Below are 26946 nucleotides of genomic sequence, written 5' to 3'. Positions count from 1 at the left end.
ATATAATATTTACCAGTTATTTTTAAGCTCAAGGAATTATTTTTAAATATGTTTAAATCTGTAATTATTTCTTCTTTACTTATCGCTACCGCTAGTTTAAATATATTTTCTTGCATAACTGTTACAGCGCAAGAGCCACCAGCTAATACATATAAAGATGGTTTTTGGCAACCAGTGGCAAGATTAAATAGCAAGATTCCTATTACTATTCTTATAATCAATAAAGCAGATTTTTCTATAGATTATGGGATAACCGATGCGAAAGTTAAACAGTCTTTAATTAGACCAAAACAAAACGTAACTCTCAAAAATCTTAAATATCCTCTACAGTTAGTTATCTATCCTGATTACAATATTGCAGGCAGTGCCAATTATTTCTTGCAATATACTGTTAGATTAAAAGGTCAAATTGTTGAGGTTACTGTTGAAGAAGCTGACAATTCAAATGAAAGTCATCGTGCTTTAGACATACAAGAAACCGGAGCAATTTACTTGTATTAAAAGCCTTTCAATATTATCTAATTAAAAAATCAAAATTATGATACACTTATGTGATAAATCCGCATATTCCGATTCTTTTAGTTGTCATAATTAACAAAAAGATAGGAACTGAGTTTTACAACTACTATTTCTCTAACACCAATGAAGGAGCGCTTTCAGTGAAAGTCAGCCAAGGCTTCATAAATGTGACAAATTTCTGGGTATGACACAGTTTGTAGGGTCTGATTTAGGGAACTTCTGAAATTTTCCCGGAAAATTTCGCTAATGCTGGTGACTAAGGTTGCCCGATCGCAGGCATCATTTTGATTTACTGTACGCTCTTCCCGCAGGTGTGCCTCAGTTAAAGGCACACCTGCGGGAAGGTTGAAAGCCTTGCCCATTGTGGGCAAAGAGCGTTTCCCTGTACCCTTTGATTCAACCGAGTTTGTGAACTAGGTTAAAGAGAAAGTTGGAAACACATAGCACCTTAAATAACCTCTGACAATTGCTTTTCTGTTTTTGGTACTTCCATTACCTTAGAGTATAACAAGCCAGCTAATACTCCTCCGAGAATTGGTGCAATCCAGAATAGCCATAATTGTTGTAATGCCCAGCCACCAACAAAAATTGCTGGACCTAAGCTACGCGCAGGATTAACTGATGTATTAGTTACCGGAATACTAATCAAGTGAATTAGTGTTAAACCTAAACCAATCGCAACTGGGGCAAAACCTTGAGGCGCACGGCTATCGGTTGCACCCAAGATAATTATCAAAAAGACAAAGGTCAGTGCTAACTCAGCAACAAAACAAGCTACTAGAGAATAACCACCGGGAGAGTGTGTGTCAAAGCCGTTGGCTGCAAAATTACTTTTAACTAGGTCAAATCCAGGTTTACCAGTAGCAATCAAAGCCAACACCCCTGCACCTGCGATCGCTCCAAATACCTGAGAACCAATGTAGACAAATAGTTCAGAGGCAGGAAATCGCTTGGCTGCCCACAAACCAAAAGAAACAGCTGGGTTAAGATGACAACCGGAAATGTGACCGATCGCATAAGCCATCGTCAATACCGTCAGACCAAAAGCCAAAGAAACACCAACCAACCCAATACCTAAAGGGAATGCTGTATTTTCCCCAAGCTTTGCCCCATCGGCTGTAAAAGTTGCTGCCAATACTGCACTACCACAACCGCCAAAAACTAGCCAAAAAGTTCCGACAAATTCGGCTATACAACGCTTAATTAGTGACATTGTTCAATTACTCCAAAAAATAAATTACCTAAAATTTGGGATATTAACCTAGATTTCTCACCAGATGTCAAAAATAGAGGTTAAAAATTTGTTCTTGTCTCCTTACCAAATCGTCACGCGATCTTTTTCATCGCGCCACATTGGATCACCCGGTTTGATGTCAAAGGCTTTGAAAAAACCGTCCTCATGTTGTAAAGGAGCAATGCCACGATAAGCTCCTATGGGATGGGGATCTGTTGCTGTATTTTGGCGGAGAGCGCCTTCATTAACTTTCATTGCCCATAACTGCGACCAAGCAATGAAGCAACGCTGTTGGGGTGTATAGCCATTAATCTTTTGATTGGCTTGAGGATTTTTCTGCAAATACTGCTCTAGTGCTTGATAAGCTAGGCTGACACCACCAATATCAGCCAGATTTTCCCCGACAGTAAGTTTTCCGTTCAATCTCACCCCCGGTAGAACTTCAAAATTATCAGCCTGCTTCACCAGTTTGTCGGTCTGGGCTAGGAATTTGGCAGAATCTCGATCGGTCCACCAATTTTGCAGATTACCTTGAGCATTGTAGAGCCGCCCTTGACTATCAAAGCCGTGAGTCATTTCATGTCCAATCACAGCTCCCATCGAACAAAAGTTCACGGCTGCATCAGCTTTGGGATCGAAAAATGGTGGTTGTAGGAAAGCTGCAGGAATCTCAAATCCGTTTATGCTGGGATTGTAAGCTGCATTAACAATAATAGGTAATGTAAATCTCGGAACGTCAAATTCGTCGCGGGTAACGGGTTTGCCAAACTGGGACATCTCTCGGCGATTGAGAAATTCATTAGTTCGGATCGCGTTACCAAAAAAGTCATCTCGGCGAATATCAACACTGGAATAATCGATCCATTTCTCTGGATACCCTACTTTGATCGCCATGCGGTCTATTTTCTCCAGTGCTGACTTGCGGGTAGCATCAGTCAGCCATTTATTTGCTTCCAGTCGCTCCCTGAACAAAGTTTTGATTTGCTGGATTATTCCCTCTACCTGTTTTTTAGCTTCGGGAGAAAAATGTTTTTTGACATAGAGTTGAGACAAGGGATGACCGTATTTTTCGGAGATGATATCAGTCACACGTTTGTTACGCGATTGAAATTTAAAGTCCTTACCATAATATGCCTTGTTCAGAGCGAGTGAAGGCTTGTCAAATGCCGGAGTTAAGTAAGCGATGTTTTGGTTTAACAAACCCCAACGTAAATAAGTCTTGATGTCATTGATAGGATATTCTTTCAGTATCTGGTTTAGCTCTACCAATGAGCCAACATCGACAACAACGACATTTCCTTTAATAGGTAATTTTAACTCCTGAAAATATAGCTTCATGTCTAAATTTGACAACAAAGACTGAAGCTGGGCAAAGGATATCTTTTTAAACTTGCGGTTGGGATTTCTCCGCTCGGCAGGGGTAAGTTGTTTGCTGGCAATGCGAGTCTCAATTTCTAAAATTTTCTTAGCTGCGGATGTCGCTTCTGCTAAAGAGCTACCAGCAATTGTCAGGGCATCTGCCACATAATCCAAATAGGCTTTGCGGATAACATCTCTGTTGGGGCTCAAATAATCCTCTTGAGATGGTAAGCCCAAACTACTACCAACTAGGACGATGGTATTGATTTTGTTATTTTGAGGATCGGGACTTATGCCCACCTGCACAATAAGTGGCCTACTAAGTTTTATTTGCAGCTGGGCAAGAGTTTTCGTTAACTGTTGCGGCGAATCGATCGCCTGAACACGGTCAAATAGTGACTTCAGGGGGGAGACTCCTAAACTTTCTAGCTGCTTCACATCCATTCCCGAAGCATATAAATCACCCACTTGTTGCAGTGGGCTGCCTTTTGCTGCTTTGGTACTTTGGGCGACAGTCTGTTGTGTTATCTGCTCTAATTGCTGGGAAACCTGAATTGTCAGTAGATCGATCGCGGAGATGCTCAATTGGTCAGGAGGAATGTTAGCAGCATCTAGCCATTTGCCTGCGGCAAATCGATGGAAGTCCTGTTTAGGATCTACCGTGGTATCTATTTTGTTCACTGAGAAACCCAGAGGAAAGTTAGTCTGAGAAACTTGTTCAGCCTTACTATGGGAATTATTACCAAAAACAGTAGTATTGGATGTGGTACAAATTCCTAGCACCAGCAGGATACTGCTAGTTAACCACCAAGAGAGGCAAAATTGCTGATTGTTTTTCATGTTTATTCTCAATGATATACAGTACTTTTGATTGGGATGTGGTACAACACTCTAGCTTCTAGCCTTTATCACCCATCAATCCTGCATATTAATTTAATTCAATTTTTTGAATTATTATCATACTTAGATTGAATTTGATGTCTTGTTTCCATTTTCTTAAGACTAATAGATTTTATATGCTTAGATAAATTGAATTTCGATTTTTCTAGGAAGGTATCAAAAAAACATAATCCATAATTATTCTCTCATAAGAGTTCAATTGTAGAAATAAACAAATACATAAAGTTTTGCCAGGTTCATATGCCTGCTTGATGAGATCTACATCTAAGCATTATCAACCGCATAATATACCACAAAATAGAGCAAAGTCAAGCTAAATTATTTCTGGTTATCTTAACTAATCAACATCTATGTTGGAAGATCTGAAAAAGAGAGATATTCGCACCTACTTAACTGACATATATGATGTTTTGATTGATGTGATTTATCTATTAAGTGATTTAAGTAATATTTTTAAAGTGCAACAAAGAAAATTGCTGTTTGTTTTAAATAATATTAAAAACCATATTAAGAAAATCTTGAGATTTCTCTGCGATCGGTATCAAATAATTATTACATAATGAGCATCAAATCCTTATACAGTAAGAGTTAAAGCCTGATTTTGCAATAATTCTAATAATGAGAGTGTTTTCAGTTAGCTTGCCTGCAAGTTAACTGATTTATCTGCACTTGAGGTGAATAAGATAAACATGGGAAATTTAATACTGTCGAAAAAATTTAGAGTTTGTGTTCCTTTGCCAAATACTGGGGAGGAAAGATATATCAGGACATGGTTAGAAAATGCAAGGTATGGAACGTTGACTTTACCTAAACATATGAAACTTCAGACATCACTGTGTGCTACTGTTTTATCTTTAGCATCAATTGCTATTTCCTTTCCAGTGAAAGCAGATACTGTTAAGGCTCGCTGCGATGTGTATCCAAAAGGGGAAGATCGCGCTACATCCTCTGGCCCCTGTACTTTTTCCCAACGGCAGGGTGCGGTTGGTATTCAATTGCAAAATGGCAAACGCTATGACTTGCGTCCTGTGGGTAATAAACCTGGCAACTACCGCGATCGAAATGGTCGTCCTGCCTATCGGCAGTCTGGGCTGGGCGACAAAGGACAAATTTATCGCCTCGCCAATGAGTCGATCTATATCTACTGGAGTACCGATTCTTCTAATCAGTCCAGTCAACCTTCACCCAGCCAACCCTCGGGGACTCCAGTTACACAAATGACTCCCCGTAATGCCAATCAGATTGCGGTGCAGATTACAGAAGGAGAGTTCAATTTCTCCGGTGTTTTGAAGCGCACATCGGGTAATAACTTTATTGGTTCCGATGGACGAGTACGAGTCATGTACGATCGCAGTACTGGACGGGTGGTAATTATCAACGAAGCAACTGGAACAGAATTCTACAACTATCAATATACCGACGTGAACGAAGGTAATTTGTAAGGCACGGTCGTGTTCTGGCTTTCAAAAAACCGATCCCTGAATGCTTTATCTGTCAAAGTAAACCAGAATTCTCGTGTAATATTACTTGCCAAAATTGTTAAGCAATGTTTCGCCAAAAGTGTCTTGGCTATATTTAAGTTCTGGAGATCGAGAATAAAATGTATTTCAAACAAATTTTTGCTTTAACTATAGGATTGCTTCTGCCAGCAGCGTCTATTAAAACACATGAACAAGCTGTCTCAGCCCAAGAAGTGAAATCTCTCTATTCACCTGTACTCTTATCTCAAAGAGGAGGGGAAAAACGTACTCTGCGGGCAGCATCAGGGCCGGATGACCAAGGGCGTTGGCGGTTTTACAAGCCTAACGATGTCTCATGGGATGCGATGGAAGCACAGGGTTGTACCCATGTTGGTACACAAATACCTTGGCGTTGTCCCCGTGACAAAATTCGCGTCGAAGTTTCGGCACAGAGTTCTAGCGATCGCTATGATGACCGATATGACAGAGGTAGAGAAGAAAAACGTACCCTGCGGGCAGCATCAGGGCCGGATGACCAAGGGCGTTGGCGATTTTATAAGCCTCATGATGTCTCGGATGATGCCATGCAAGCACAAGGTTGTAGTTATGTTGGCACAGAAATACCTTGGCGTTGTCCCCGTGATAAAGTTCGGGTTGAAGTAGATAGCAGGTGAATTGAGCCACACCACAAGCTTGAAGCTCGTGGATTCAGTCTGGGCATTGCTGCTGACATATCTCTAGAACTTGTTCTCCGAACTCTGCCTCTGCAATATGCTCTGTTATGCTTTAGACTGGGCAGTTAAGGCTGATTTGAGAAGTTTACCAGTATGCAACCATATATCTACCTCTGCTGGAGCTTGAACCTGGTGTAAACAATGTCGAAGCTCTTCTCCCTCTAAGACTTCTTTTGCCAATAACTTTTGTGCGGTGTCTTCTAGTAGTTGCTGATTTTTCCCTAAAATTGTCAGAGCCATCTCGTGGGCGCTATCAACGAGGTCTTTCACCTCTCGATCGATGGTTTCAGCAATTGTGGGGCTTACCTGACGTTGCGGATTGCTCAAACCTTCAAGAAACCGGTGTTGAGCTTTCTCAAAGGCAATTGGTCCTAAAGCTTGGCTCATACCATATAGAGTAACAAAGCGTTCGGCTAAATCGGTGGCTTTTTGAATGTCGTCGCTAGCACCAGTAGAAACCTCATGAAAAATTAACTCTTCTGCAGCTCGTCCACCTAATAGAGCAGCAATTCGACCGCGAATTTCACTTTCTGTCACTAAAAAACGATCTTCTTCTGGAAGTTGTAATGTATAGCCTAAAGCTGCTACACCTCTGGGTACAACAGATATTTTCTCCACTGTCCCCGTACCGGGAATTAAGGCACCAATCAGGGCATGACCAACTTCGTGATAAGCAACAGTTTTTTTCTCAGTTTCATTCAACACGCGAGACTTTTTCTCCAATCCCGTTAAAATTCGCTCAATCGCTTCATTAAAGTCAGTCATTGTTACGGTTGTATGGCTTTTACGTGCTGCTAGTAGAGCTGCTTCGTTCACAAGGTTAGCTAAATCCGCTCCTGCAAAGCCAGGGGTACGAGATGCTAACTTGCTAAGATCGACATCTTGTGCTAGAGACACGTTCCTTGCATGCACTCTCAGAATGGCTTCGCGACCAATTTTATCGGGACGATCTACCACAATTTGTCGATCGAATCGACCAGGACGTAGCAATGCAGGGTCGAGAACTTCAGGACGGTTGGTTGCAGCTAAGAGAATGACTCCAGTGTTAGGTTCAAAGCCATCTAACTCAGAGAGCAATTGATTGAGGGTTTGTTCTCGCTCATCATTGCTACCTGCAATTGAACCAGAACTAACTCGCGATCTGCCTAGAGCATCTAGTTCATCAATAAATACAATGCAAGGAGCTTGTTGTTTTGCTTGTTCAAATAGATCTCGCACTCGTGCTGCACCTAAACCCACGAATAACTCAATAAATGCTGAGCCAGAAATACTGAAGAATGGTACACCTGCCTCTCCCGCGATCGCTCTTGCTAGCAAAGTCTTTCCTGTTCCTGGTGGTCCTACTAACAATACTCCTTTCGGAATTTTAGCTCCAAGACGAGTATATTTGTCAGCATATTTAAGAAAATCTATAATCTCTTGCAGTTCTGTTTTGGCTTCATCGACTCCAGCTACATCATTAAACTTGATGCCCGTACTACCTTCTGAATAAATTCGAGCTTTAGTTTTACCAAGTGTTAAAGCGGCTGGACCGTTTAGTTGATTGCGACCAATTAGCCAGCCCCAAATGCTTAAGAAAATTAAGGGTGGCATGATCCAACTGAGTAAGACTGCCAGCCAATTCAAGTTACTGGGTGGTGAAACTGAAAATTCTACTTTATGTTCGCGTAGAAGCTTTGGTAACTCTAAATCCATCGCCACTGGTATGGTGACAAAAATTTGTTTTGGCTGTGCTGGAGATTGCTTGTTTGGTACTTGAGCGATTACCTCCGAGCGCAGTTCGTACTGAATTTGATTGCTGCTAATGACAACACGAGAAACTTTGTCAGCTTCTACCTGAGCCATAAATTGACTGTAGGGTACTTGTGGGTGTTGCGGTTCTCCAAATAAAACCAAATTCACCAGGATCAGTAACCAAAACAAAAAGGTAAGAATTTTACTCAAGTAATTTTGCTGTGGTGATGGTTCGCGGCGATTGGTCTTGGTGTCAATTGGCATTTTTGATCGCCTCCTGACTATAAGGGGTGACGGATAAAGGAGCAAGATAATATTTTTAGATTATGAAAAAAGATTGAGGAACTTGTGAGGAAAACTAAACTTCAATTTGTTTCCTCACAACATCCTCAACATTTTCAACTACCTTCAAATTACATAGAGGCTATGACCACTCATGAAAAGCTCCTCAACCGATATCATTATTATTGGTGCAGGTATCGCTGGACTAGCAGCAGGTTGCTATGCCCAAATGAATGGCTACCGTACCCAAATTTTTGAAATGCACAACTTGCCTGGTGGTTTATGCACCGCATGGCAGCGCAAAGGTTATGTATTCGATGGCTGCATTCATTATCTGTTTGGCTCCGGGAAAAACCAACCGTTTTATCAAATGTGGGAAGAACTCGGAGCAGTTCAAGGTCGGCATTTTGTCCATCATGATGAATTCATGCGGATTGTAGCGCCGGATGGCAAAACTCTAATTGTTTATACCGACCCTAACCGACTCGAACGTCATTTGCTCAGTCGATTGAAAAGCGTTATATAGAATTAGGTGGAAAAATTCATTACTCTTCCCAAGTTGAACGAATTCTCATTGAAAATAACCGTGCTGTAGGTGTGCGACTATATAACAATCAAGAAGATCGCGCTCGCCGTGTTATTTCTGCTTGTGACGGGCGTGGAACAATTTTTGATATGTTAGGTGGGCAATTCCTCAACAAAAAAATTCAAAAATTATACGACGGTCATCTCCCTTTATACTCCCAACTTCAGGTATCCCTTGGCTTAAATCGCGATTTATCCAAAGAGCCTCATTGGGTGACTTACATACTTCATAAACCAATAATTATTGCAGGGGAAGAACGTTATGAAATAAGTGTAAAACACTACTGCTTCGATCCTTCTCTTGCTCCGGCGGGGAAATCAGTGATGATTATTATGTTGAGTACACCTTATGATTATTGGCAACGCATTTATGGACGACCGCTTTATGATGCCGAGCAAATCCAGGAATCACAAATTCTCATCGACCAATTAGAGGAATTTTATCCTGGTATTAAAGCCGATATTGAATTTATCGATGTAGCGACACCGCTAAGTTACGAACGTTATACTGGTAATTGGCAAGGCTCCAATTGCGGCTGGTTGTTGGCGAAAGAGACAATGTTTATGATGGTTGCTGGTCTTGAGAAGACATTACCAGGTCTCGATAATTTTTACATGATTGGGCAGTGGGTTGAACCGGGTGGTAGCGTGCCTATTGTGGCAATGTCAGGACGCAACATTATACAGCAAATTTGTCATGAGGATAAAAAGGAATTTATAGTGACCGTACCTGAAAGCAGAAGTACGGAGGCAACGCAGTCACTTAGTAGTAGCTTGAAAAACTAGAGGAATATTATGGCAAAGCAAATTATATATGACGAAAAAGCACGTCGTGCTTTAGAAAAGGGAATGGACATTTTGACTGAAGCAGTAGCTATTACCCTCGGTCCTAAAGGTCGAAATGTAGTTTTAGAAAAAAAATTTGGTGCTCCTCAAATAGTCAATGATGGCATCACTATTGCTAAAGAAATAGAATTGGAAGACCATGTAGAAAACACTGGTGTTTCACTCATTCGTCAAGCAGCCGCTAAGACCAATGACGTCGCGGGTGATGGTACGACAACAGCCGTTGTTCTCGCAAGTGCGATCGTCCGAGAAGGAATGCGGAATGTCATAGCAGGTGCAAACGCTATAGCCTTAAGGAAGGGAATTGATAAAGCTACCCACTTTTTGGTTGAGAAAATTGCCGAATATGCTCGTCCCGTACACGATTCTAAAGCTATTGCCCAAGTTGCAGCAATTTCGGCAGGTAACGACAATGAAGTCGGTGAAATGGTCGCCAATACGATGGAAAAGGTGGGTCAGGAAGGTGTCATTTCTCTAGAAGAAGGGAAATCTATGACCACCGAACTAGAAATTACTGAAGGAATGCGTTTTGACAAAGGCTATATCTCGCCTTATTTTGTAACCGATCCAGAGCGGATGGAAGCAGTTATGGAAGAGCCTTACATTCTGCTGACGGATAAGAAAATAACTTTTGTACAAGATTTGGTATCGGTACTAGAACAAGTGTCTCGTTCTGGTAAGCCATTACTTATCATTGCTGAAGATATTGAGAAAGAAGCCTTAGCCACTTTAGTACTTAATCGACTGCGGGGTGTATTGAATGTCGCAGCAGTTAAGGCTCCTGGTTTTGGAGATCGCCGCAAAGCCATGCTAGAAGACATTGCCATCCTCAGTGGTGGTCGAGTCATTAGCGAAGAAGCTGGTTTAAACTTAGAAAACACCCAAATAGAAATGTTGGGCAAACCTCGTCGCGTGACTATTACTAAAGATAACACCACAATTGTTGCTGAAGGTAACGAAAAAGCCGTCAAAGCGCGTTGCGAACAAATTCGCCGCCAAATCAAAGAAATAGAGTCTTCTTTTGATAAAGAGAAATTGCAAGAACGTTTAGCCAAGCTGACAAGTGGCGTTGCGGTTTTAAAGGTGGGTGCTGCTACTGAAACCGAAATGAAAGATAAAAAATTACGTCTGGAAGATGCTATTAATGCGACTAAAGCAGCTGTAGAAGAAGGTATTATTGCTGGAGGTGGTACGACTTTACTACACCTAGCTCCACAACTCAACGATTGGGCAACAGAAAACCTAATTGGTGACGAGTTTCTTGGTGCAGCGATCGTAGCTCGTGCGCTTTCCGCTCCTCTCAAGAGGATTGTTGATAATGCTGGGCAAAATGGCGCTGTGATTGCTGAGTGGGTTAGGGAGAAACCTTTTGATGTTGGCTATGATGCCTCAACGGGTGAATTTACTGATATGTTTGAAGCGGGCATTGTAGATCCTGCAAAAGTGACCCGTTCTGCTCTGCAAAACGCCGCTTCAATTGCAGGTATGGTATTAACTACCGAATGCATTATTGTTGACAAGCTAGAGAAGACCAAAGCTGCTGTCAATGGTAATGGAATGGGTGGTGATTTTGGCTACTAATAATATACTTGCTGCGACTCAGAGCGATCTGTAGTCGTGGCAAGTGCCGATCGCACTCTAGGAAATTTACGCGCTAAGCAATTCCAAGAATTCCTTTGCTGTAATTGCATAAGTCAAAGAATTACAAAGATATTTAACTAATTGACTTCTATTATTATAGGGATTTATAGAATTAGCTTGAGGAGGTTAACTGTTCTCCAGAATCAGATTCTAAAAAGTTCATACATCGTGGTTTTTGAAAAGTTGAAGAATGCACAATAGCCATTAAATTTTACAAAAAGACGAGTACAACATCGGTATAAACAAGGCTATAGGAATCATATTTGATTTCTGAAAAAAACTACGAGATAATACGTAGTGATATCTCTGTCTAACAGCGAACAATAAGAAACCAGCATCTACAAGCTGCGATAGCGTAAGCGCTAAGGGCTAAAGCCCTATCGCAGAACTACAAGAATTTATAGATAAACGCCCAGATGCCCGTGAAGTGAGAAAAGCTTTGGCGGTGAAATTGGTTTATCAAGGCTACAAGTATGAGGAAATTCAAACAATTTTAGATGTGTCACTTGGTTCGATAACAAGCTGGAAACAAGCCTACGAGGAATATGGAATTTCGGGACTGGGACTAAACCTTGAAGAAGGCAGCTATGCTGAGGGCAGAGGGCAGCTATGTACAATTGGATCTTCGTCTTCCCCAACCAATTGTAAGCACCGCAAGTGACGGTGGCGGTTTAAACCGCTTGAACATCCCGGTACGGGGCAGAGGGAGGAGGCAGTATTCCCCTTGCTTGCCTGCCTCCTGCCCTCTGCCTTTCTTGATAAAGGAAGAAAAAGCTACTTAAGCTGGATTGAATGGTGAGGCTACCAGTAGCGGTAAAGCATTACTAAAAATGAAAGGTGTAAACGACAAAAACCCTATAGAGGTTGACCTTTGCAACTATCCAAAAAGTAAGAACTTTGGTAGTGAATTTATTTCTTCTGTTCTAGAAAATTCCATAGCGCTAGATAATAGGTAAAAGGATCATCAGAATGGATACAAATGCTAGGAGTACCAAGGTAAGATGATATGAAGTAAACGCCCCTAGTTCATATAAAACAAATGTTTTTAGAGGTTTATCATCCTTGATTATTTGAATTTGCTTGTAAATTCCAAGTTCATCATCAACAGCTTGTAATAACTTTCTTGCAGCATTGAGTATATGATAAGTTGACTTCAACCATGCAAAAGCATTGGCTGCAAGGGCAATGACTGCTATACATAAAAGTATACGATTTAAAACCCCAAGATTTTCCCTTTTTAGCACTACTGCCCCTGCAATACTGCCAATAAGTAAGCTACTTGACCATGAAAATATATTCCACATTTTTACGTTTATGTATTCAATCTTTTTATCTATTGAATCCTTTGCCAGTTCTAGATTTTTACGTTTTTCATGTGGTTCTATCATTGTCATAATATGAAGTGTACTTTAATAATGTTTAATTTCAAACTGTTTATTAAACAAGCCGGAATAATTCACGATCAAACATCATATTAAGGTGCTAGCTACTACCTGATTATTAGAGAAAAATTCAACAGCGATCGCAAGGTCTAACAAATTATCTAATTACAGAGAATGAGTAAATGTCATTTTCAGTTAAATATTGCGATAATTTTAGGTTCTTAATACGTAGTAATAATTGCTTTATCTAAAATAGACACATTACTTGGAAGAGATATTGGTCGATATTCATTAGTTTTTTTATTAGTATCCCTATACTTACTTAATTCATTATGAGCAATCCGATCTGTCAAAATCACATTAATTTCAAATTGACCTTGGTCTGCTAAATAAATTTCTTGTTCCCAGCTTCCATCACTCTTTAAAACAATTTCGTCGTTAGGATACCAATCTCCTGAATTAATAGGACGAATAACTAGCCAAAAATGTTGATTTGGAGATTTACCTTTGTAAGCTTCTCCTTTTACTACAAGGATGTTATTATTGGGCTTAATTTTTGAACCGTCAAATGGTATTTGAATTTTTGCACTTGCGTTTTTCCCTAATTCTGATTTTAGCTTTTCGATTTCTAATTTTAAGTTTGTATTTTCTAATTCATATAATTTTACCTTTTCTTTCAACTCTTCTTTATAGTCTTTGTTTATCGGCTCTGAATTAGAAACTTCTAAGCCTAATTGGTATGCACCTATACCTGCTCCAAAAGCTCCGACTGCCACTCCTACTAATATCATGACAGCACTTTCATCTTTTACATTTTTTAATTTCTGCCCAAGCTGATTTAACCACCTAGATGCTGGTTGTTGTAGATTAGGAGTCATAATAGTTAATCTCCTCTAAATAAACTTTTAGCGACTAACAACCATTACCAATGTTTAATTAGCAATGAATTTGCAATGAATGATGTTTTTAGAGTAAAAAACAAATGTGAGGAACTTGTGAAGAAATACTCTAAATTGGAAAGTTCAATTCTAGATTTAATTGTGGTCTAGACTTGGGTAGACAATATACGCGGCATAGAACCAGCTGTGAGCGATTACGTATGAAATCATCCACGGTTAGCCTGACCTTGACCAGTGGTGAGGCTTTTAGAGTCAGTTGACTGATATCTTGCACCTACACCCTAGAAGGGTGAGGCTATACAAACAAAGCTTGTCTACACAGGCTAAAAATTCATATTTTGCGTCTTATGGACTATACAATATCGTCAGTTACAAAGAGGGGAACAGAGGAGTTCTGTTCCCCGACTTCTTTGAGAAGTAGGGGTTCTAACTGTTTGCAAATGGTTTAGGATTGCTATATTTCTACAAATTTTTTGTTAAAATTCGATATAAACATTTGTATACTCACAATTTCTTCAAAATATTATCTTAGATTCAAGAGCAGCTTTTGCCAATTGTAATATTCAGCAGATGTTCTAGTTATTTGTATATTTTCCTACGAGTACATAACAAGATTAGTCAATGCTAAACATGACGCTACCTATGTTTGAAACTGCTGCTCAGCATTTGGTTCCACAAGTTCCTGTTGCTAATCCCCAAGAAAGCGCTGGTATGCTTTTTACCCGTCTTTCAGGTCATAAATTTGACTCTATTGCCACAATCTATATCACTAATGAGCAAGGTCATCTGCTCGGTGCAGTTCGTTCAGTTGATGTCCTGACTATGCCGCCAGATCAAAAACTGGCTGATGCCATGATAAGTCAACTCCCGACAGTGCATCCTCACGAAGACCAAGAAAAGGTTGCAGGATTAGCAGTACAGTTTAATATTTCAGAAGTCCCTGTCATTGATAGCCAAGGATGTTTCCTGGGAGTCGTACCTGCAGAGGCATTGCTTGCTATTTTAAGACGCGAGCATATAGAAGACATACATCGGTTAGCAGGTATTCATCATGAGGATGCACGCGCACGCCATGCTCTTGAAGCTCCTCCTATACAACGAGTGTGCGATCGCATACCTTGGCTCCTTGTTGGACTTGCAGGTAGTGTATTAGCAACATTCGTTGTCTCACGTTTTGAAAAAACTCTCGAAAGTCTTGTTTTTGTTTCCTTCTTCGTACCAGGAATTGTATACTTAGCAGATGCAGTTGGGACGCAAACGGAAGCAATCGTTGTGCGCGGGTTGTCTCTGAACCACGGTTCGTTTCAGAAGTTGGTTGTTGGTGAGCTCTGGACAGGGCTGTTTATTGGGCTTTGCTTAGGCAGTCTCAGTTTTCCTTTAGTGTTGGTAGTGTTTGCTAATGTTCAGTTGGCTTTTGCTGTAGCGTTCACAATTGTCGTTGCAGGGGGAATTGCAGCAAGTATTGGTTTATTATTTCCCTGGCTTCTTTACCGTGCTGGCAAAGATCCAGCCTTTGGCTCAGGGCCTGTCGCCACAATCATTCAAGATGTGTTAAGTTTGTTGATCTATTTTACAATTGTTCAATTGTTTGTGGTTTAACTAAACTATGTACACGCTCTAGTGGTCCACCACAATGATTTTGATAGGCTATCACCTCGTTCCCAGGCTCCGCCTGGGAATGCCGTCTTTGGAGGCTCCGCCTCCCGAACGGCTTGATATCTTAGAGGATGGTTTAGGCTGCACTACCATCCTGATCTGAGTAAAATTTGAGACGATTCTGTGCCAAAACTAAAGCCGCGATCGCAAGCAAAAAATAACCAAAAATTTTCTGAAGTTTTTGAGCCGGAACAAACTGAGCTAAGTAGGCACCGAAAATTGTTCCTGCACTAGCAGCCACAATGAAGGATAACATCAAGTTCCAATTTAAAGAAACATATCCCCAGTAGCCCAGAAAGCTGGCAACTGAATTAAATACAATAATTAATAATGATGTTCCAATAGCCTGTTTCATAGGTACATTTCCCAACAGTACTAAAGCAGGAACGATCGCAAACCCACCACCAACACCAACTAACCCAGTCAGTACACCCACCCCCAAGCCTTCACTCATTAACCATAACCAGCAATACTTGCAGACGGGTTGGGGATAAAGTGCCAGCATCAAACGACTCTCTATTCCCACGCTCTTTTCGGGACTTTTTGTGACACTATCTAACCAGATAGTAATGCAGTTATAGTTGCCGACCTATGTACTTAAAACATTCTTAATAGTCTTAAGTAATTGCATAACGGTATAAGGTTTTGGTAAAAATGCTTTTATCCCAATATCACCTACTTCTAAAAGCTGCAATTCAGATAGAACCCCACTATTAGCAATTATTTTAATAGAGGGATTCATTGTTTGCAAAACGCGCATGGCATTGAACCCATCCATTAACGGCATCTGTAGATCCATCAGCACCAAACTAATTTCATCTCCATGTTGAGCATAGAGTGATATCGCCTCAATACCATTATGAGCCATCAGGATGTTATAATTGTATTGCTCTACCAATTTTTTGGTAGTCTCAAGAACAGATACTTCGTCATCGGCTATCAAAATCAATTCACCATTCCCTCTGGATATTCCAGCATCAGAAATGTCTTCTATGACTTCCCCATCAGTAGCTGGGAAATATACTTTAAATTGACTGCCTTGACCAACTTCACTGTAGACTTCTACAAAACCACCGTGGTTTTTAACGATCCCCTTCACAGTTGATAGTCCCAATCCTGTACCTTTCCCCACTTCTTTTGTTGTGAAAAAAGGTTCAAAAATTCTTTTCAATTGCTCTTGAGGCATACCACATCCCGTATCTGACACAGTAATGACTACATAAGAACCTGCTTTGGCTTCTGGATTCATCGTCGCGTAGTTATCATCAATGCAGCAATTTTCGGCTTCCAAACTTAGAAGACCCCCATTCGGCATGGCATCACGAGCATTGACGCACAAGTTCAGCAAAACCTGATTGAGTTGAGTAGGATTTGCCGAGATTAACCACAAATTTTGTGTTGGTATATTAGTATAGATTTCAATAGATTTTGGAAATGTATTTTTGGTAATCTGCTCAATTTCCTGAAGTATGTGTTTTACTTGTAGGGATATGCGCTTTCCTTCTACACCTTTTCCAAATAACAGAATTTGCTTGACCAACTCAGCTCCGCGTTTAGCGTTTTCTTCTAGTATGCTCAGCAGTTGCCGATCTTGTCCATCAAGATTGGCAAATTTAAATGAAAGCAGTTGGGCAACGATTAGCATAGGAGTAAGTATATTATTGAAGTCATGAGCAATCCCACTGGCTAAAACACCAAGACTTTCCAGGCGTTGAGTGCGGAGAAACTGCTCTTCTAGTTGTTTTTTTTCCGTAATGTCAGTGTTAACAACAAGAATTGATTTTGGTTGTCCTGTTTCATCACGTACTAAAGTCCAGTGGCTTTCAACAATAATGTTCAAGCCACTTTTTGTGACCATCTGCAACTCACCTTGCCATGTCCCTTGATTAATAACAGTCAAAGTCACTTCTTCAATTTTTGGTATGATTTCTTTGGAAAGAATGTCAGTTGCCTCAGATCCAATCACTTCTGATGCCGTCCAGCCGTACAGGCGCTCAGCACCGGCGTTCCAAAATAAGATGCGGTGTTCTAAATCTCTGACAAAAATGGCATCCGTAGCTACATCTAATAAGGCAGCTTGTTCGCGAATTTTTTGTTCCGTCTGTTTGCTAGAAGTGATATCAAAAATAACGCCATCAATTTGCAACTGTTGACCATTAAAAGTGTAAACGGGTCTACCCTGTTCCCAAAGGTAACGGATATTGCCTGCTTTGTCGCGAATGCGGTATTCAAATTGGAAGGGCTGATTTCTAGCAACCGCATCCTTGACCGTTGCGATTACCCGTGTGCGATCTTCTGGTAAAATCAGAGAGTCAATTTTACAAACTTCACCAGGAGTTAAGCCCTCAAGCTTGTATCCCGTTATGGTCTCCACTGTATCGTTGAAGAAAAACATACGGTTATTTTCTCTGGGAAAAACTCTGTAAACAAGAGCAGGAAGGTTTTTAGCAAGGTTGCGATATTGCAACTCACTCTCTCGTAATGCTTCTAGTGCTTTTTGATTCTCAGTAATTTCTTGTACCATCACATTCACACCCGATACTCTTTGACCAGACTCTTTCAAAGGGTGATAACTTACCAACCAAACACGTTCAATGCCCGGTTGTGCGGGAGTTCTACCGTGAACTTTGTGATTGACAATCGGCATTCCTGACTGGATAACTTGTTGATAAAGCGGCTCTAATTCTGATTTCAGATCGGGAAGCACTTCCCCTATAGTACGCCCAATATGATCTGACACAGACAAACCGTTAATTGCTGCTAGGTGTTCGTTGATGCGGACAAATCGCAAATTTGTGTCCACAAAGCATAAACCAACGGGAGCAGTGGCGTAGATAGTTTCCAGTTCTGCCAATTGCTGACTAACTATTTCTGTAGTGTCGCGTCGTAATTTTTCCATCTCCAAACCCCAACTGTTGCTTAGTCTGTTTGCAGATACTGTTCATGAACTATGAAGTTCTTTGTAGGAGTTTTGCCGTTGTACGAACAGTATAGTTGTGTTGCTCTGCTTGATAAGGGATTGATACAAATTGATACCATTACGTTTTATTGCAGATTGACCTGAGAGCCAGTGTTCTCGGGCATGAGCTTCAATCCAATTCAATTGAGCTTTTGTCAACTCTGCCAAAGCATTGAGGGAATTCTCGTCCCTGACATCTTTGAAAATTTATAACTTTTTCACAAAATGGCGACTATACGCGCCCATCACTTCTAGGGATGGGAGATAGCCGCCCCCGTCGCCGTCCTTTGTCACTAGTCAATGGTCATTTGTAATTATAGTTGTTTGTTCACTAGACCAACAGATATCACGGGATGGGACTGTTGTAAGGGCGTATGGCCGAGAGCCCCTACTCGTGTACTTCATTTACCTGAAATATGCTGTAATTACAAATTTTCTCCTCACAACTTCCTCAAAGTTTTCGCCTATAAATTAATGAAGGTAGGAGAGGAATAAGAACGCAAATTGCCAGTTTTTATTTACAAGCAGGTTTCAACCTCATCCAACTTGTAATTAAGCGTACCTTATACCAGACCTTATCTAAGTTAAAAAAAGAACTCAAAAATCTCTTTGATAAGAATTTATTCGTTAAAGCAGTATTTTTTTAACAAAAATTAAAGAATGACTCCACAAGTTTTGGAAGTTTGGCTATGACCAATACCATAACAGTTATCTGCTGGAGGCTAAAGCAATGAAATTAAATTTCCTCAAACCAAAACGCGTTTTTTGGGTGGGTTTGTTTTCCTCTGCCATGTTTCTTTTTCCCCTTTCTAGTCTGGCTTTGACTGTTCAAGAAGTGCCGAATCCCCGACAGGAGTATGGTGGTTGGGTAACTGATATGGCAGGAATCCTCAGCAATGAGACAGAAACTCAAATTAATCAGATGATTTCTCAATTAGAGGCGAAAAATGGTACAGAAATGGCGGTTGTCACTGTCAGCGAAACTGTCCCTGCGGCTTCTCCAAAAAAATTTGCAATTGAACTGTTTAATTATTGGGGAATTGGCAAGAAAGGACAAGATAATGGCGTATTGTTTTTGATTTCAGTAGGCGATCGCCGTGTGGAAATAGAGACGGGTTACGGCGTAGAAGCGATTTTGCCTGATGCCAAAGTGGGCAACATTATTAAGGCTCAAATCATCTCAAGATTTAAAAAAGGAGATTTTGAAGGTGGGACGCTCGCAGGAACAAAAGCACTGGTAGTTATTTTAGAGTCTGAGGGGACATCGTCTGTAAACAAAGTCATAACTCCAACCCAAGAAACTTCTTCAAATGCCCAAGCGACTTCAAATAGCCTTGTCTCCTGGGCAGTGCTTGTCATAGGTGGAATATCTATAGTACTAATAGGCGGTACTGTTTATCTAGCACGTCCTCGTAAAATTTCCATTAAACCGGAAGGGCATACGCGTATAAGTCAGGGCAATTACATTTTTTTGTGTGCTGATTGCCAACAGTTAATGGAAAAAGTAGACGAAACCACACTCGCGTCACATTTGAGCAACTCGGAAAAAACAGGACAAAATCTAGGTAGTGTCAGATTTGAGGGATGGAAATGTCCTAATTGCAGCCAAAAGCTTACTAACAGTGGATACCACATTGTCGCCCAAGAGTCCCATTCATCTCGATTTAGGAAATGTCCGCACTGCCAAGAATTGACTGTCAGGCGTACTGAGAAGACTATTACACCAGCTACGGAATATACTTCTGGATGCCAACTCATTACCGATGAGTGCCTTTGTTGTTCTTATCATCACGAGCAAGAGAAAGTCATTCCTCGCTTGCCTCCATCTTTTAGCAGTTCTTGGGGTAGTGATAGTAGTAGCAGTGGCGGTGGTGGTGGTAGCAGCTTTGGCGGAGGCAGTAGCGGCGGTGGAGGTGCTGGCGGTGATTGGTAATTAGCTGGGAGTTGAAAATTATGAATCCTATGAATAATCCACAGAAGAGAATTCCCGAAGATATTGCCCCAGAGGTGCTACAGCTAGCCTCGCGCTACTATGCTAATCATACCCAAAGTTACTCGGCTTCTGAGTTGGTAATAGCAGGCAAAGAAGCTGATATTCCTGCCGAGTTTATTGAGCAAGCAATCCGAGATGTGCAAGCAAGGCACGAGCAACAGCAAGAGAAACAAAAGCGGTTAACGCATCTTCGCCAAAGGATGCTAATCATTGGTGCAAGTATAGTAGCTGTATTAATTATCGGGATTGGCTGGGCTTACAACTCTTTACAGAGAAGTAACGCCAGAGTTGAAGCAGCTTGGGCACAAGTAGAAAATCAACTCCAGCGACGTGCTGATTTGATTCCAAATCTTGTGAGCGTGACGCAAGCTTATGCTAAACAAGAAAAAGAGTTAGTCTCTTTATTAGTGCGATCGCGTCAGGCTTATCTGCAAGCAGCCACTCCAAATGAAAAAGCTGCTGCTACGGTACAAATCAATCAAGCAATTGACCGCTTTCGTAATTATGCACTCGCCAATCCTCAATTGCAATCTAGCCGATTGTTTATCAATCTTCAGTATGAGTTAACGGGTACTGAAAATCGCCTAGCTGTAGAACGAATGCGCTACAACCAAGCAGTGCAACTTTATAACCAAGAAATTCAGAGCGTTCCCAACTCAATCGTCGCTAATACTTTTGGGTTTAAGAAGAAGGAATTTTTTCAAGCCACAAATACAGATGTTACTAAAGTTCTTAGGGAATAATCTCTTATTTGATGAATGGCTTTTCTTGTGCAGTTTTTCATCTTAAGCTTTGCCCAATCTGAGAGTTTAGTTACAGTTGAAGTTGCCCTCACAACTTTCTCAAAGTTCTTCCATATTATCTAACTCTGGACTAACGCTGATTAGACCCGTTCTAAAACTTGCAAGCTAATACTCACAAGGATTTGAGACCAGTCCTTGCAGATTCTGTTTTAACATAGAAATCAGGGTTTGATATGGTTACCCTTCGGGTTCGCCAGTCGCCTACGAAGGAAAACCCTCCTGCAGCACTGGCTCACTGATAGTTTAGAGCAGAAAAATACATACTTATGTCTAACGCAAACACAATTTTTACTTAATATAGGAATCCGGTTGAATTTCTGAACGATTTGAAATCAATTAAAACTGCATCCTGTAGGAGGCGGAGATGATTAGTTTTTTCGGGCGACACAAGCAAAAGTGTACTAGATGCAATCAAGAGTTTGCAAAAGCAGAACTGTCAAATGGGTTGTGTCCAGACTGCCAACAACTAAAAATATACTTAAATAGAGAAAAATGTAAACACTGTGGTAAATGGTTTTTTGAGTCCCAATTGACTAATAGGGTGTGTCCAAATTGTCAAATTCGCTCACAAGAAAAATGTGCTCATTGTGGTGAATGGTTTTTTGAGTCCCAATTGACTAATGGGATGTGTCCCAAATGCCAATGCATAACACCCTCGTTAAGAAAAGTAAAATGTACCTGCTGTAGTCAAGAGTTCTTCCCCTGGCAACTATCTGATGGAGTATGTTCACAATGCCAGCGATAAATGATGAACACCGCACGCTTTGGTGGAGAGACAATAACTTTTAAAGTGCATTATATTGAGTCTGAAATTTAGCTGAATTTATCAGTTCTACAGTTATGAGAGGTAAGTCAAACCTACTATTATTTCGATTGCAAAGAAAGTTCCCTCAAGATAATTACCGATTGATTTTCGGGATTATTAAATATTTTTTGATGTTCGGGACTATTAACTACTTTTTTACTGAAATATGTATCGTTATGTGTAGAAGTATTGAATTTTTTTGGTACTAACTTGTTCAATTCAATAATAGCTTTTCCCGAACCACTAGTTTGATATTGATCGCTGAAGAGAGAATCTTGAGATTGTGATGAATTTCTCGTTTCTTCGGATGGTATAGCTTGTTGTGGTAATTGTTGCAAGTTAATGCTAACAGTAGCAACGTTGTTTTTGAAATCTAAGAGTTTGTAAGTAGCTATCTGAGTTAGAGCAATTTTATCAACATTCACAAGAGATGTCACGCGCCACTGAGCACCTTCACCTACTGCTTGAGCGGGAAAAGGAAAAGGAAATTGTTCTATAAACACTGTCATTTTTTGTAATAAGTATGTTAAAAATTTTTCGAGATTTTGTGACTGTTCTAAACTCGTTTTTATAATTTGTCCGCGATTATTGAAAGTAGCAGACCCTTCAAAATTTTTTATCTTTTCGTATTTTATACGTTTTTCGCTCGCCTCCACACTTTTAAAAGTAAAGTGGCAGTGAATGTCGCCATTAGCATCTACCTGCGTCACTAGTAGCTCGATAACAACTGCTATTTTTGGTGGTGTCCATGTATATCCAGATCTCTCACTTATAGGCATAACAATATTTTCTTGTATTGTAATTCTTACTGTTTGTTTGGTATTGACTGTAGGTTGAAAACGTAATTCTTTTCTGGGGTAAGCTCCTAAACTCAACAACTCTAAGTGGGAGCGCTCGTTCGGAGTTAGGGGAATGAATTGACTGACTGAGTGTTGCTTTTTTACTATCGTTTCAGCTTCTACAGGTATTCCTACTGGTTGCAATCCCGTTCCTACAAGTAGAGAAACAATTAAGTGAGTTAAAAATTTCTTGTTCATAAAATTACTCTGGAAAATGTAAATTTTTTAATACCTAAATACATTGCTCAAATCATCATTAAGTTTGGGAATTGTATAAAGTTGTTAACTTCTCTCATTTATAATACTTAGGAATACCATTGAGAGCTATGTTAGCCTCTGCTATAGATTCAGCTCTTACCATCTGTTTTCTGCAAGTTGTTAATATTTTGTAATTTGAGCTTTACTAAGGTGCCATGCTGAAAACTCCTTTAATGTAAAGATTTTGCACATTAATTTGTCATTGTCATAAAACTCGTACATTAGGTCTGAAGTGAAAGTAGAGTGTAGGTTCGCGCATAAAGTGAAATTTTGAGAACGAATTTACAGGAGTTTCAGACTCCTTAATTCGCGCATACAGTGAAATTTGTGGTTGAATGAGACCCCATTCGTGCATAAACTGAATTGTTCTCATATAACCTCTCCTAACGCTTAAGCACGGAGCCGTGATGAACTAATAATTAGCAGTGGACAGGCTCATAGCATTTCCCACTACTGATTAATAATAAAATAAGAACTTGAGGAAATTGTGAGGCAGAAAATCTATATGTCTAAGGCTCACAAATCGATAAAACTTGTCAAAATAATCGGGAAATCGCCAGAGATTTGGATATTAACAGGCATACAGTTAGTTTATGGCGAAACCGATGGTTGGAGACTGACGGAAAAGAATTATTGACTATTCAAAGATTACAGGATTCTGAGCGTGCTGGCGCACCAGTAAAATTTAGTATGGAACAAGTAGTTGAATTATTTGCGAAAAGCTTGTTCACCACCATCCGATTACGGACGACCAATAAGTCATTGGACACCAAGAGAACTAGCGGATGAAATTATAAAACTTGGCATCATTGAAAGCATATCAATACGACACGTTAGCCGCTTAAACGCGCAAGTTTCCTTAGTAAGATAGCTTGTGCTTTGAATCTCGTTAGGTTAGATGCACTGCTGGAATCAGAGGATAGAAGGAGTTGAAGTATAAATCAACAGATTTGGAAATTGGTCAGAAAATCTCGTACCTGATGAGTCTGTATTGGTTCTTGGTGGTTTTTGATTGCCTGGTGGTCGGTATTCAGTTTGTATAACCTGAGTTAACAAGAGCACAACTGTCAAAATACCAGTTGTTAACAATCGAGTATTAAACAGTTTGTGAAAAAACCATTTACTATGAGCCATATTCACATCCTCCCCGGCATTCCAATGAGGAAAGGTAATTTTTTAAAAAGTTGTTTGATATATATACTCATTTTAATACTGATATTAGAGCGCTGACTGATATTCTTAACTATAATTTTTACAGCAAATTTTAACCTGGTGAGGTACAAAAATTACCCCCCTCTGTCCCCCCTTACCAAGGGGGGATGAAAGGGGGGTGTACCTCATGAGACTGAGAAAGGCTATATCTATATTTACTAGCAGTAGCAAAACCTTGTTAAAGGCCAAGATAACTCACAGAGAGTACCTTTTGGAAAACGAGGAGAACGCCTATATTTCCCTTTCAATTGTTTAGCTAAGTTTCTAAACTGCTGTGTTCCCCGACCCTCTTTAGATGAGTTAATTCCCAAGCCATTATCTACAATACTTAAGGTACACCAACCCTCATAGCTAGTGCAAGTCACCTCAAGACGGGTGACACCTTTAGCGTGTTTCCCTACATTGCATAAAGCTTCTTCTAAGAAGCGACAAAGCCCTAGCTTTTGCTCTACACTCAAGTAGCGATCGCTCACAGGGTCAAAAGTCCGAATTTTCACTCTAAGTGTTTTAAAACAGGGAAAATCTCGCTCTAAAGTAGAATTATAAACTTGATACAAAACTTCGTGAATGGGAGCTTTCAAATTCAGTAGTAATCCTTTTCTTAAATAAAGACAACTACCTTGAGTTATAGGTTCTTGTTGTAAAAATTCATAAATTCCCCTCAACTCGTAATTTAACTTTTCCAGTTCTGTTTCTAATTGAGGAACTAATTCGTTGGGTGGTAAATCTCTGTCTTTAATACACTTTAAAGTTTTTGCTAAAGTTTGTAATGGTCCGTTATGAATTGTTTCAAATGTCCGTTCTATCAGAGCTAGATGAGCATTCATTCTAGAACGTAGAGCTTGGTCATACTGGTATAGGGCTGTCATACCAAAACCATTCAAAACCAAAACAAGTATTGTCGGTACTATTGGAACCCACAAACCCCACACTATAAGAAATATATAACTAGCAAACACAAGATTAATACTTGCAAAGACAACAGCTAGAAGATTGATGAAAGGCGATTTTGTCAGTCTAGCAAAAACAATTCCTAACAAACCCCAAGACAGAATCCACAGATATTCCCACCCTTCAGACCATGTTTGTAAAAGCACTCTTTTGTCTAGCACGGAACTGATAATTTGAGAAGTAGTATGTGCAAGAACCTCTACTCCATAAACTCGTCCTGGTGCAGGTTTAGTAGATGAAATAGTGGAAGTTGTTATCCAATCTTTTACGCTAGAAGCAACGACACCAATAATGACAATGCGATCGCGTATCCATTCTGGCTGAAAATTTCCTGTTTTAATATCGTGAAGCGTTAAAGTTCTAAATCGTTCTTCACCAATCCGGAAATTTAGTAATACTTGCACCCCACCATCATCAGCTTGAACGTAGCTTCCAGAGTTAGATAAAAACCTGGGAAACTCAGTTTTCCCAAATCTTACAGTATTTTCATCATGAATCCCATTTTCTAAATGAAAGCCTTCTTGCTTTAAATAAGCTGTTGCCAATTTCAAAGACAACGAGAACTTATAGCCTTTAGTTGTGGGTGTTGCTAGCAAACTGCGTCTTAATTTACCATCAGTATCAATAATTTGATCGACAAAACCAACTTTTTCTGTAGGTAATCCTAGTGGTGGAGGAACTTGTTCTGGTAAAACTTTTTCTATAGCAATAACATTTTTAAAATTTTGAAATGCTGTGACTAGTTCGCTATGACCTGGTTCGACGGGGAGATTCCTAAAGATATCAAGACCAATCTCTCGAGGGCTAAGAGAATATAGCTTTCTTAATAAAATAGCAAGTTCTTTATCTGGGATGGGATAAGTATTTATACGACTGATATCTTCTTCGTTAATACCTATGATAATAATGCGTTCATCAATAGATTCTTGAGGACGCAGACGAAGAAAGCTATCAAAAACCAACCATTCTAGAGATTGCATAGAACCTGTGATACGGGTAGCCATGACCAGCGCGATCGCTAGAATACCTGGTAATGCACCAACACGCCAAATAGTAATTTCTTCTTTGATTCTTTTCCAAAATTCTAGCTGCATAAGTTTATGCTGTTGGTAGTTTGTAATTGCAATATATGCGCTAAAACGCTATTACGAACGGAAGCCAATAATTTCCAATTTTTTCTGAATGAGCCATGAGCACTTTGGACAACGAGATTTAGGGTAGGGAATCCTTTCATTAAAGTTTTTAGAAGTTGAACACTTGCCTCAGGACGTGGTAACATCCCTGGGCTATCAGGAATAGATAAATCCATAACGACAACATCTGGGTTTAATCTTGTCACTTGATCGAGAGCATTTTTAGAAGTTAGAGCGGTACTAAATCTAGCCTCTGGATATTGTTTTTGTAATATATCTATAGTTCCGCTTAAAACTGATTCGTGGTCATCGATCGCCAAAATATTTAGCAAAGTTTTATTTGATATCACTTGTTTCATATTTTACCACCGTTAAAACACTATGAGGAACGGGGTATAAGATTAATAACTTATGTCAAGCCTAACGGTCTATTAGCAAGATACGTAAGTACTCTACTATTCATATTGATGAAATGAATTCAGGACAGTAGTATATAATTCTTAACTTTATGAGTGAGGAATTATCAAATTATACCGTAGGTAGGGCTAAAGCCCACCAACTCATGCTTTTGGTGAGTCACCCTACAGACAGTTCAAAAATTAAACAGAATTGTTATATGAGTGGAAAAATTACCAATAAAAATACAAATTTATATTTAAATTTTTGTAAAAATATAGGCGTTTTCCTGATGTTAAAAATCTAAAACTTTCACTGAGAAATTCAAAGTCTAAGTGACTGTAATGCAAAGTTAATATAGAGACA

General features: G+C 39.9%; 21 protein-coding genes and 2 pseudogenes. 11 read left to right on the top strand and 12 right to left on the bottom strand.

Annotation, left to right across the window (positions count from 1 at the left end; all coding sequences use genetic code 11):
- Nucleotides 1–48 precede the first annotated feature (48 nt).
- The gene (locus tag F7734_RS47900; protein WP_155751381.1) at nt 49–501 is read left to right on the top strand and encodes a hypothetical protein; all 453 of its coding nucleotides are present in this window, start codon (nt 49–51) and stop codon (nt 499–501) included.
- A 155-nt stretch (nt 502–656) separates the two neighbouring features.
- Here the strand turns inward: F7734_RS47900 and F7734_RS47895 are convergent, their stop codons facing one another.
- The 3 genes from F7734_RS47895 to F7734_RS47885 form a co-directional block, all read right to left on the bottom strand.
- Nucleotides 657–890: a hypothetical protein gene (locus tag F7734_RS47895; RefSeq protein ID WP_207714384.1), complete on the bottom strand. Its 234-nt coding sequence runs from the start codon at nt 888–890 to the stop codon at nt 657–659.
- 77 nt (nt 891–967) lie between these two features.
- Nucleotides 968–1732, bottom strand: a complete 765-nt coding sequence (gene aqpZ / locus F7734_RS47890; RefSeq protein WP_155751379.1) for an aquaporin Z — start codon at nt 1730–1732, stop codon at nt 968–970.
- 102 nt (nt 1733–1834) lie between these two features.
- Nucleotides 1835–3952, bottom strand: coding sequence for a M13 family metallopeptidase (locus F7734_RS47885; protein WP_155751378.1), 2118 nt, complete (start codon nt 3950–3952; stop codon nt 1835–1837).
- A gap of 875 nt (nt 3953–4827) precedes the next feature.
- Here F7734_RS47885 and F7734_RS62530 point away from each other — a divergent pair.
- Nucleotides 4828–5454 carry a hypothetical protein gene (locus tag F7734_RS62530; RefSeq protein ID WP_207714383.1) on the top strand — a complete coding sequence of 209 codons (627 nt, stop codon included), beginning with the start codon at nt 4828–4830 and terminating at the stop codon, nt 5452–5454.
- Between the two features lie 158 nt (nt 5455–5612).
- On the top strand, nt 5613–6146 hold the full coding sequence (locus F7734_RS47875; protein ID WP_155751377.1) for a hypothetical protein: 534 nt from the start codon (nt 5613–5615) through the stop codon (nt 6144–6146).
- Between the two features lie 105 nt (nt 6147–6251).
- On the opposite strand, the gene ftsH is transcribed toward F7734_RS47875, so the two are convergent.
- Nucleotides 6252–8204 carry an ATP-dependent zinc metalloprotease FtsH gene (gene ftsH / locus F7734_RS47870; protein ID WP_155751376.1) on the bottom strand — a complete coding sequence of 651 codons (1953 nt, stop codon included), beginning with the start codon at nt 8202–8204 and terminating at the stop codon, nt 6252–6254.
- 172 nt (nt 8205–8376) lie between these two features.
- Between ftsH and F7734_RS62525 the strand changes: the two genes are divergently transcribed.
- From F7734_RS62525 to F7734_RS47855, 4 genes and pseudogenes are all read left to right on the top strand, one after another.
- The gene (locus F7734_RS62525) at nt 8377–8748 is read left to right on the top strand and encodes an FAD/NAD(P)-binding protein (protein ID WP_207714382.1); all 372 of its coding nucleotides are present in this window, start codon (nt 8377–8379) and stop codon (nt 8746–8748) included.
- A 71-nt stretch (nt 8749–8819) separates the two neighbouring features.
- The gene (locus F7734_RS62520) at nt 8820–9593 is read left to right on the top strand and encodes a hypothetical protein (RefSeq protein WP_207714381.1); all 774 of its coding nucleotides are present in this window, start codon (nt 8820–8822) and stop codon (nt 9591–9593) included.
- 9 nt (nt 9594–9602) lie between these two features.
- Nucleotides 9603–11234, top strand: coding sequence for a chaperonin GroEL (gene groL, locus F7734_RS47860; protein ID WP_155751375.1), 1632 nt, complete (start codon nt 9603–9605; stop codon nt 11232–11234).
- Nucleotides 11235–11667: 433 nt separating this feature from the next.
- Nucleotides 11668–11871: pseudogene (locus F7734_RS47855) on the top strand (helix-turn-helix domain-containing protein); the annotation flags it as partial.
- A gap of 364 nt (nt 11872–12235) precedes the next feature.
- On the opposite strand, the gene F7734_RS47850 reads toward F7734_RS47855, so the two are convergent.
- Both F7734_RS47850 and F7734_RS47845 read right to left on the bottom strand, forming a co-directional pair.
- Nucleotides 12236–12688: a hypothetical protein gene (locus F7734_RS47850; protein ID WP_155751374.1), complete on the bottom strand. Its 453-nt coding sequence runs from the start codon at nt 12686–12688 to the stop codon at nt 12236–12238.
- 209 nt (nt 12689–12897) lie between these two features.
- Complete coding sequence (locus F7734_RS47845) at nt 12898–13554, bottom strand: bZIP transcription factor (protein WP_155751373.1); 657 nt, start codon at nt 13552–13554, stop codon at nt 12898–12900.
- A 642-nt stretch (nt 13555–14196) separates the two neighbouring features.
- Here F7734_RS47845 and F7734_RS47840 point away from each other — a divergent pair.
- Nucleotides 14197–15174, top strand: a complete 978-nt coding sequence (locus tag F7734_RS47840; RefSeq protein WP_207714380.1) for a magnesium transporter — start codon at nt 14197–14199, stop codon at nt 15172–15174.
- 133 nt (nt 15175–15307) lie between these two features.
- Here the strand turns inward: F7734_RS47840 and F7734_RS47835 are convergent.
- Together F7734_RS47835 and F7734_RS47830 are read right to left on the bottom strand one after the other, a co-directional pair.
- A pseudogene (locus tag F7734_RS47835) lies at nt 15308–15733 on the bottom strand (sulfite exporter TauE/SafE family protein); the annotation flags it as partial.
- An 87-nt stretch (nt 15734–15820) separates the two neighbouring features.
- Nucleotides 15821–18130, bottom strand: coding sequence for a PAS domain S-box protein (locus F7734_RS47830; RefSeq protein WP_155751372.1), 2310 nt, complete (start codon nt 18128–18130; stop codon nt 15821–15823).
- Nucleotides 18131–18920: 790 nt separating this feature from the next.
- Between F7734_RS47830 and F7734_RS47825 the strand changes: the two genes are divergently transcribed.
- Together F7734_RS47825 and F7734_RS47820 are read left to right on the top strand one after the other, a co-directional pair.
- Complete coding sequence (locus tag F7734_RS47825) at nt 18921–20123, top strand: TPM domain-containing protein (protein ID WP_155751371.1); 1203 nt, start codon at nt 18921–18923, stop codon at nt 20121–20123.
- Between the two features lie 20 nt (nt 20124–20143).
- Nucleotides 20144–20926 carry a LemA family protein gene (locus F7734_RS47820; RefSeq protein ID WP_243147475.1) on the top strand — a complete coding sequence of 261 codons (783 nt, stop codon included), beginning with the start codon at nt 20144–20146 and terminating at the stop codon, nt 20924–20926.
- A gap of 924 nt (nt 20927–21850) precedes the next feature.
- Here the strand turns inward: F7734_RS47820 and F7734_RS47815 are convergent.
- Complete coding sequence (locus F7734_RS47815) at nt 21851–22828, bottom strand: hypothetical protein (RefSeq protein WP_155751370.1); 978 nt, start codon at nt 22826–22828, stop codon at nt 21851–21853.
- 624 nt (nt 22829–23452) lie between these two features.
- Between F7734_RS47815 and F7734_RS47810 the strand changes: the two genes are divergently transcribed.
- Nucleotides 23453–23677 (top strand): hypothetical protein, encoded by a 225-nt coding sequence (locus F7734_RS47810; RefSeq protein WP_243147474.1) that lies wholly within the window; start codon nt 23453–23455, stop codon nt 23675–23677.
- Between the two features lie 123 nt (nt 23678–23800).
- On the opposite strand, the gene F7734_RS47805 is transcribed toward F7734_RS47810, so the two are convergent.
- From F7734_RS47805 to F7734_RS47795, 3 genes are all read right to left on the bottom strand, one after another.
- Nucleotides 23801–24022, bottom strand: coding sequence for a hypothetical protein (locus F7734_RS47805; protein ID WP_155751369.1), 222 nt, complete (start codon nt 24020–24022; stop codon nt 23801–23803).
- A gap of 236 nt (nt 24023–24258) precedes the next feature.
- Nucleotides 24259–26145 carry a CHASE2 domain-containing protein gene (locus F7734_RS47800; protein WP_155751368.1) on the bottom strand — a complete coding sequence of 629 codons (1887 nt, stop codon included), beginning with the start codon at nt 26143–26145 and terminating at the stop codon, nt 24259–24261.
- Nucleotides 26136–26543, bottom strand: coding sequence for a response regulator transcription factor (locus F7734_RS47795; RefSeq protein ID WP_243147473.1), 408 nt, complete (start codon nt 26541–26543; stop codon nt 26136–26138). Before F7734_RS47795 ends, F7734_RS47800 begins: the two co-directional genes overlap by 10 nt.
- Nucleotides 26544–26946: the final 403 nt, after the last annotated feature.

This window comes from Scytonema sp. UIC 10036 (genome assembly GCF_009725235.1).
Note: the sequence above shows the minus strand (reverse complement) of the source record. Positions and strands in the feature narration are given on the sequence as shown.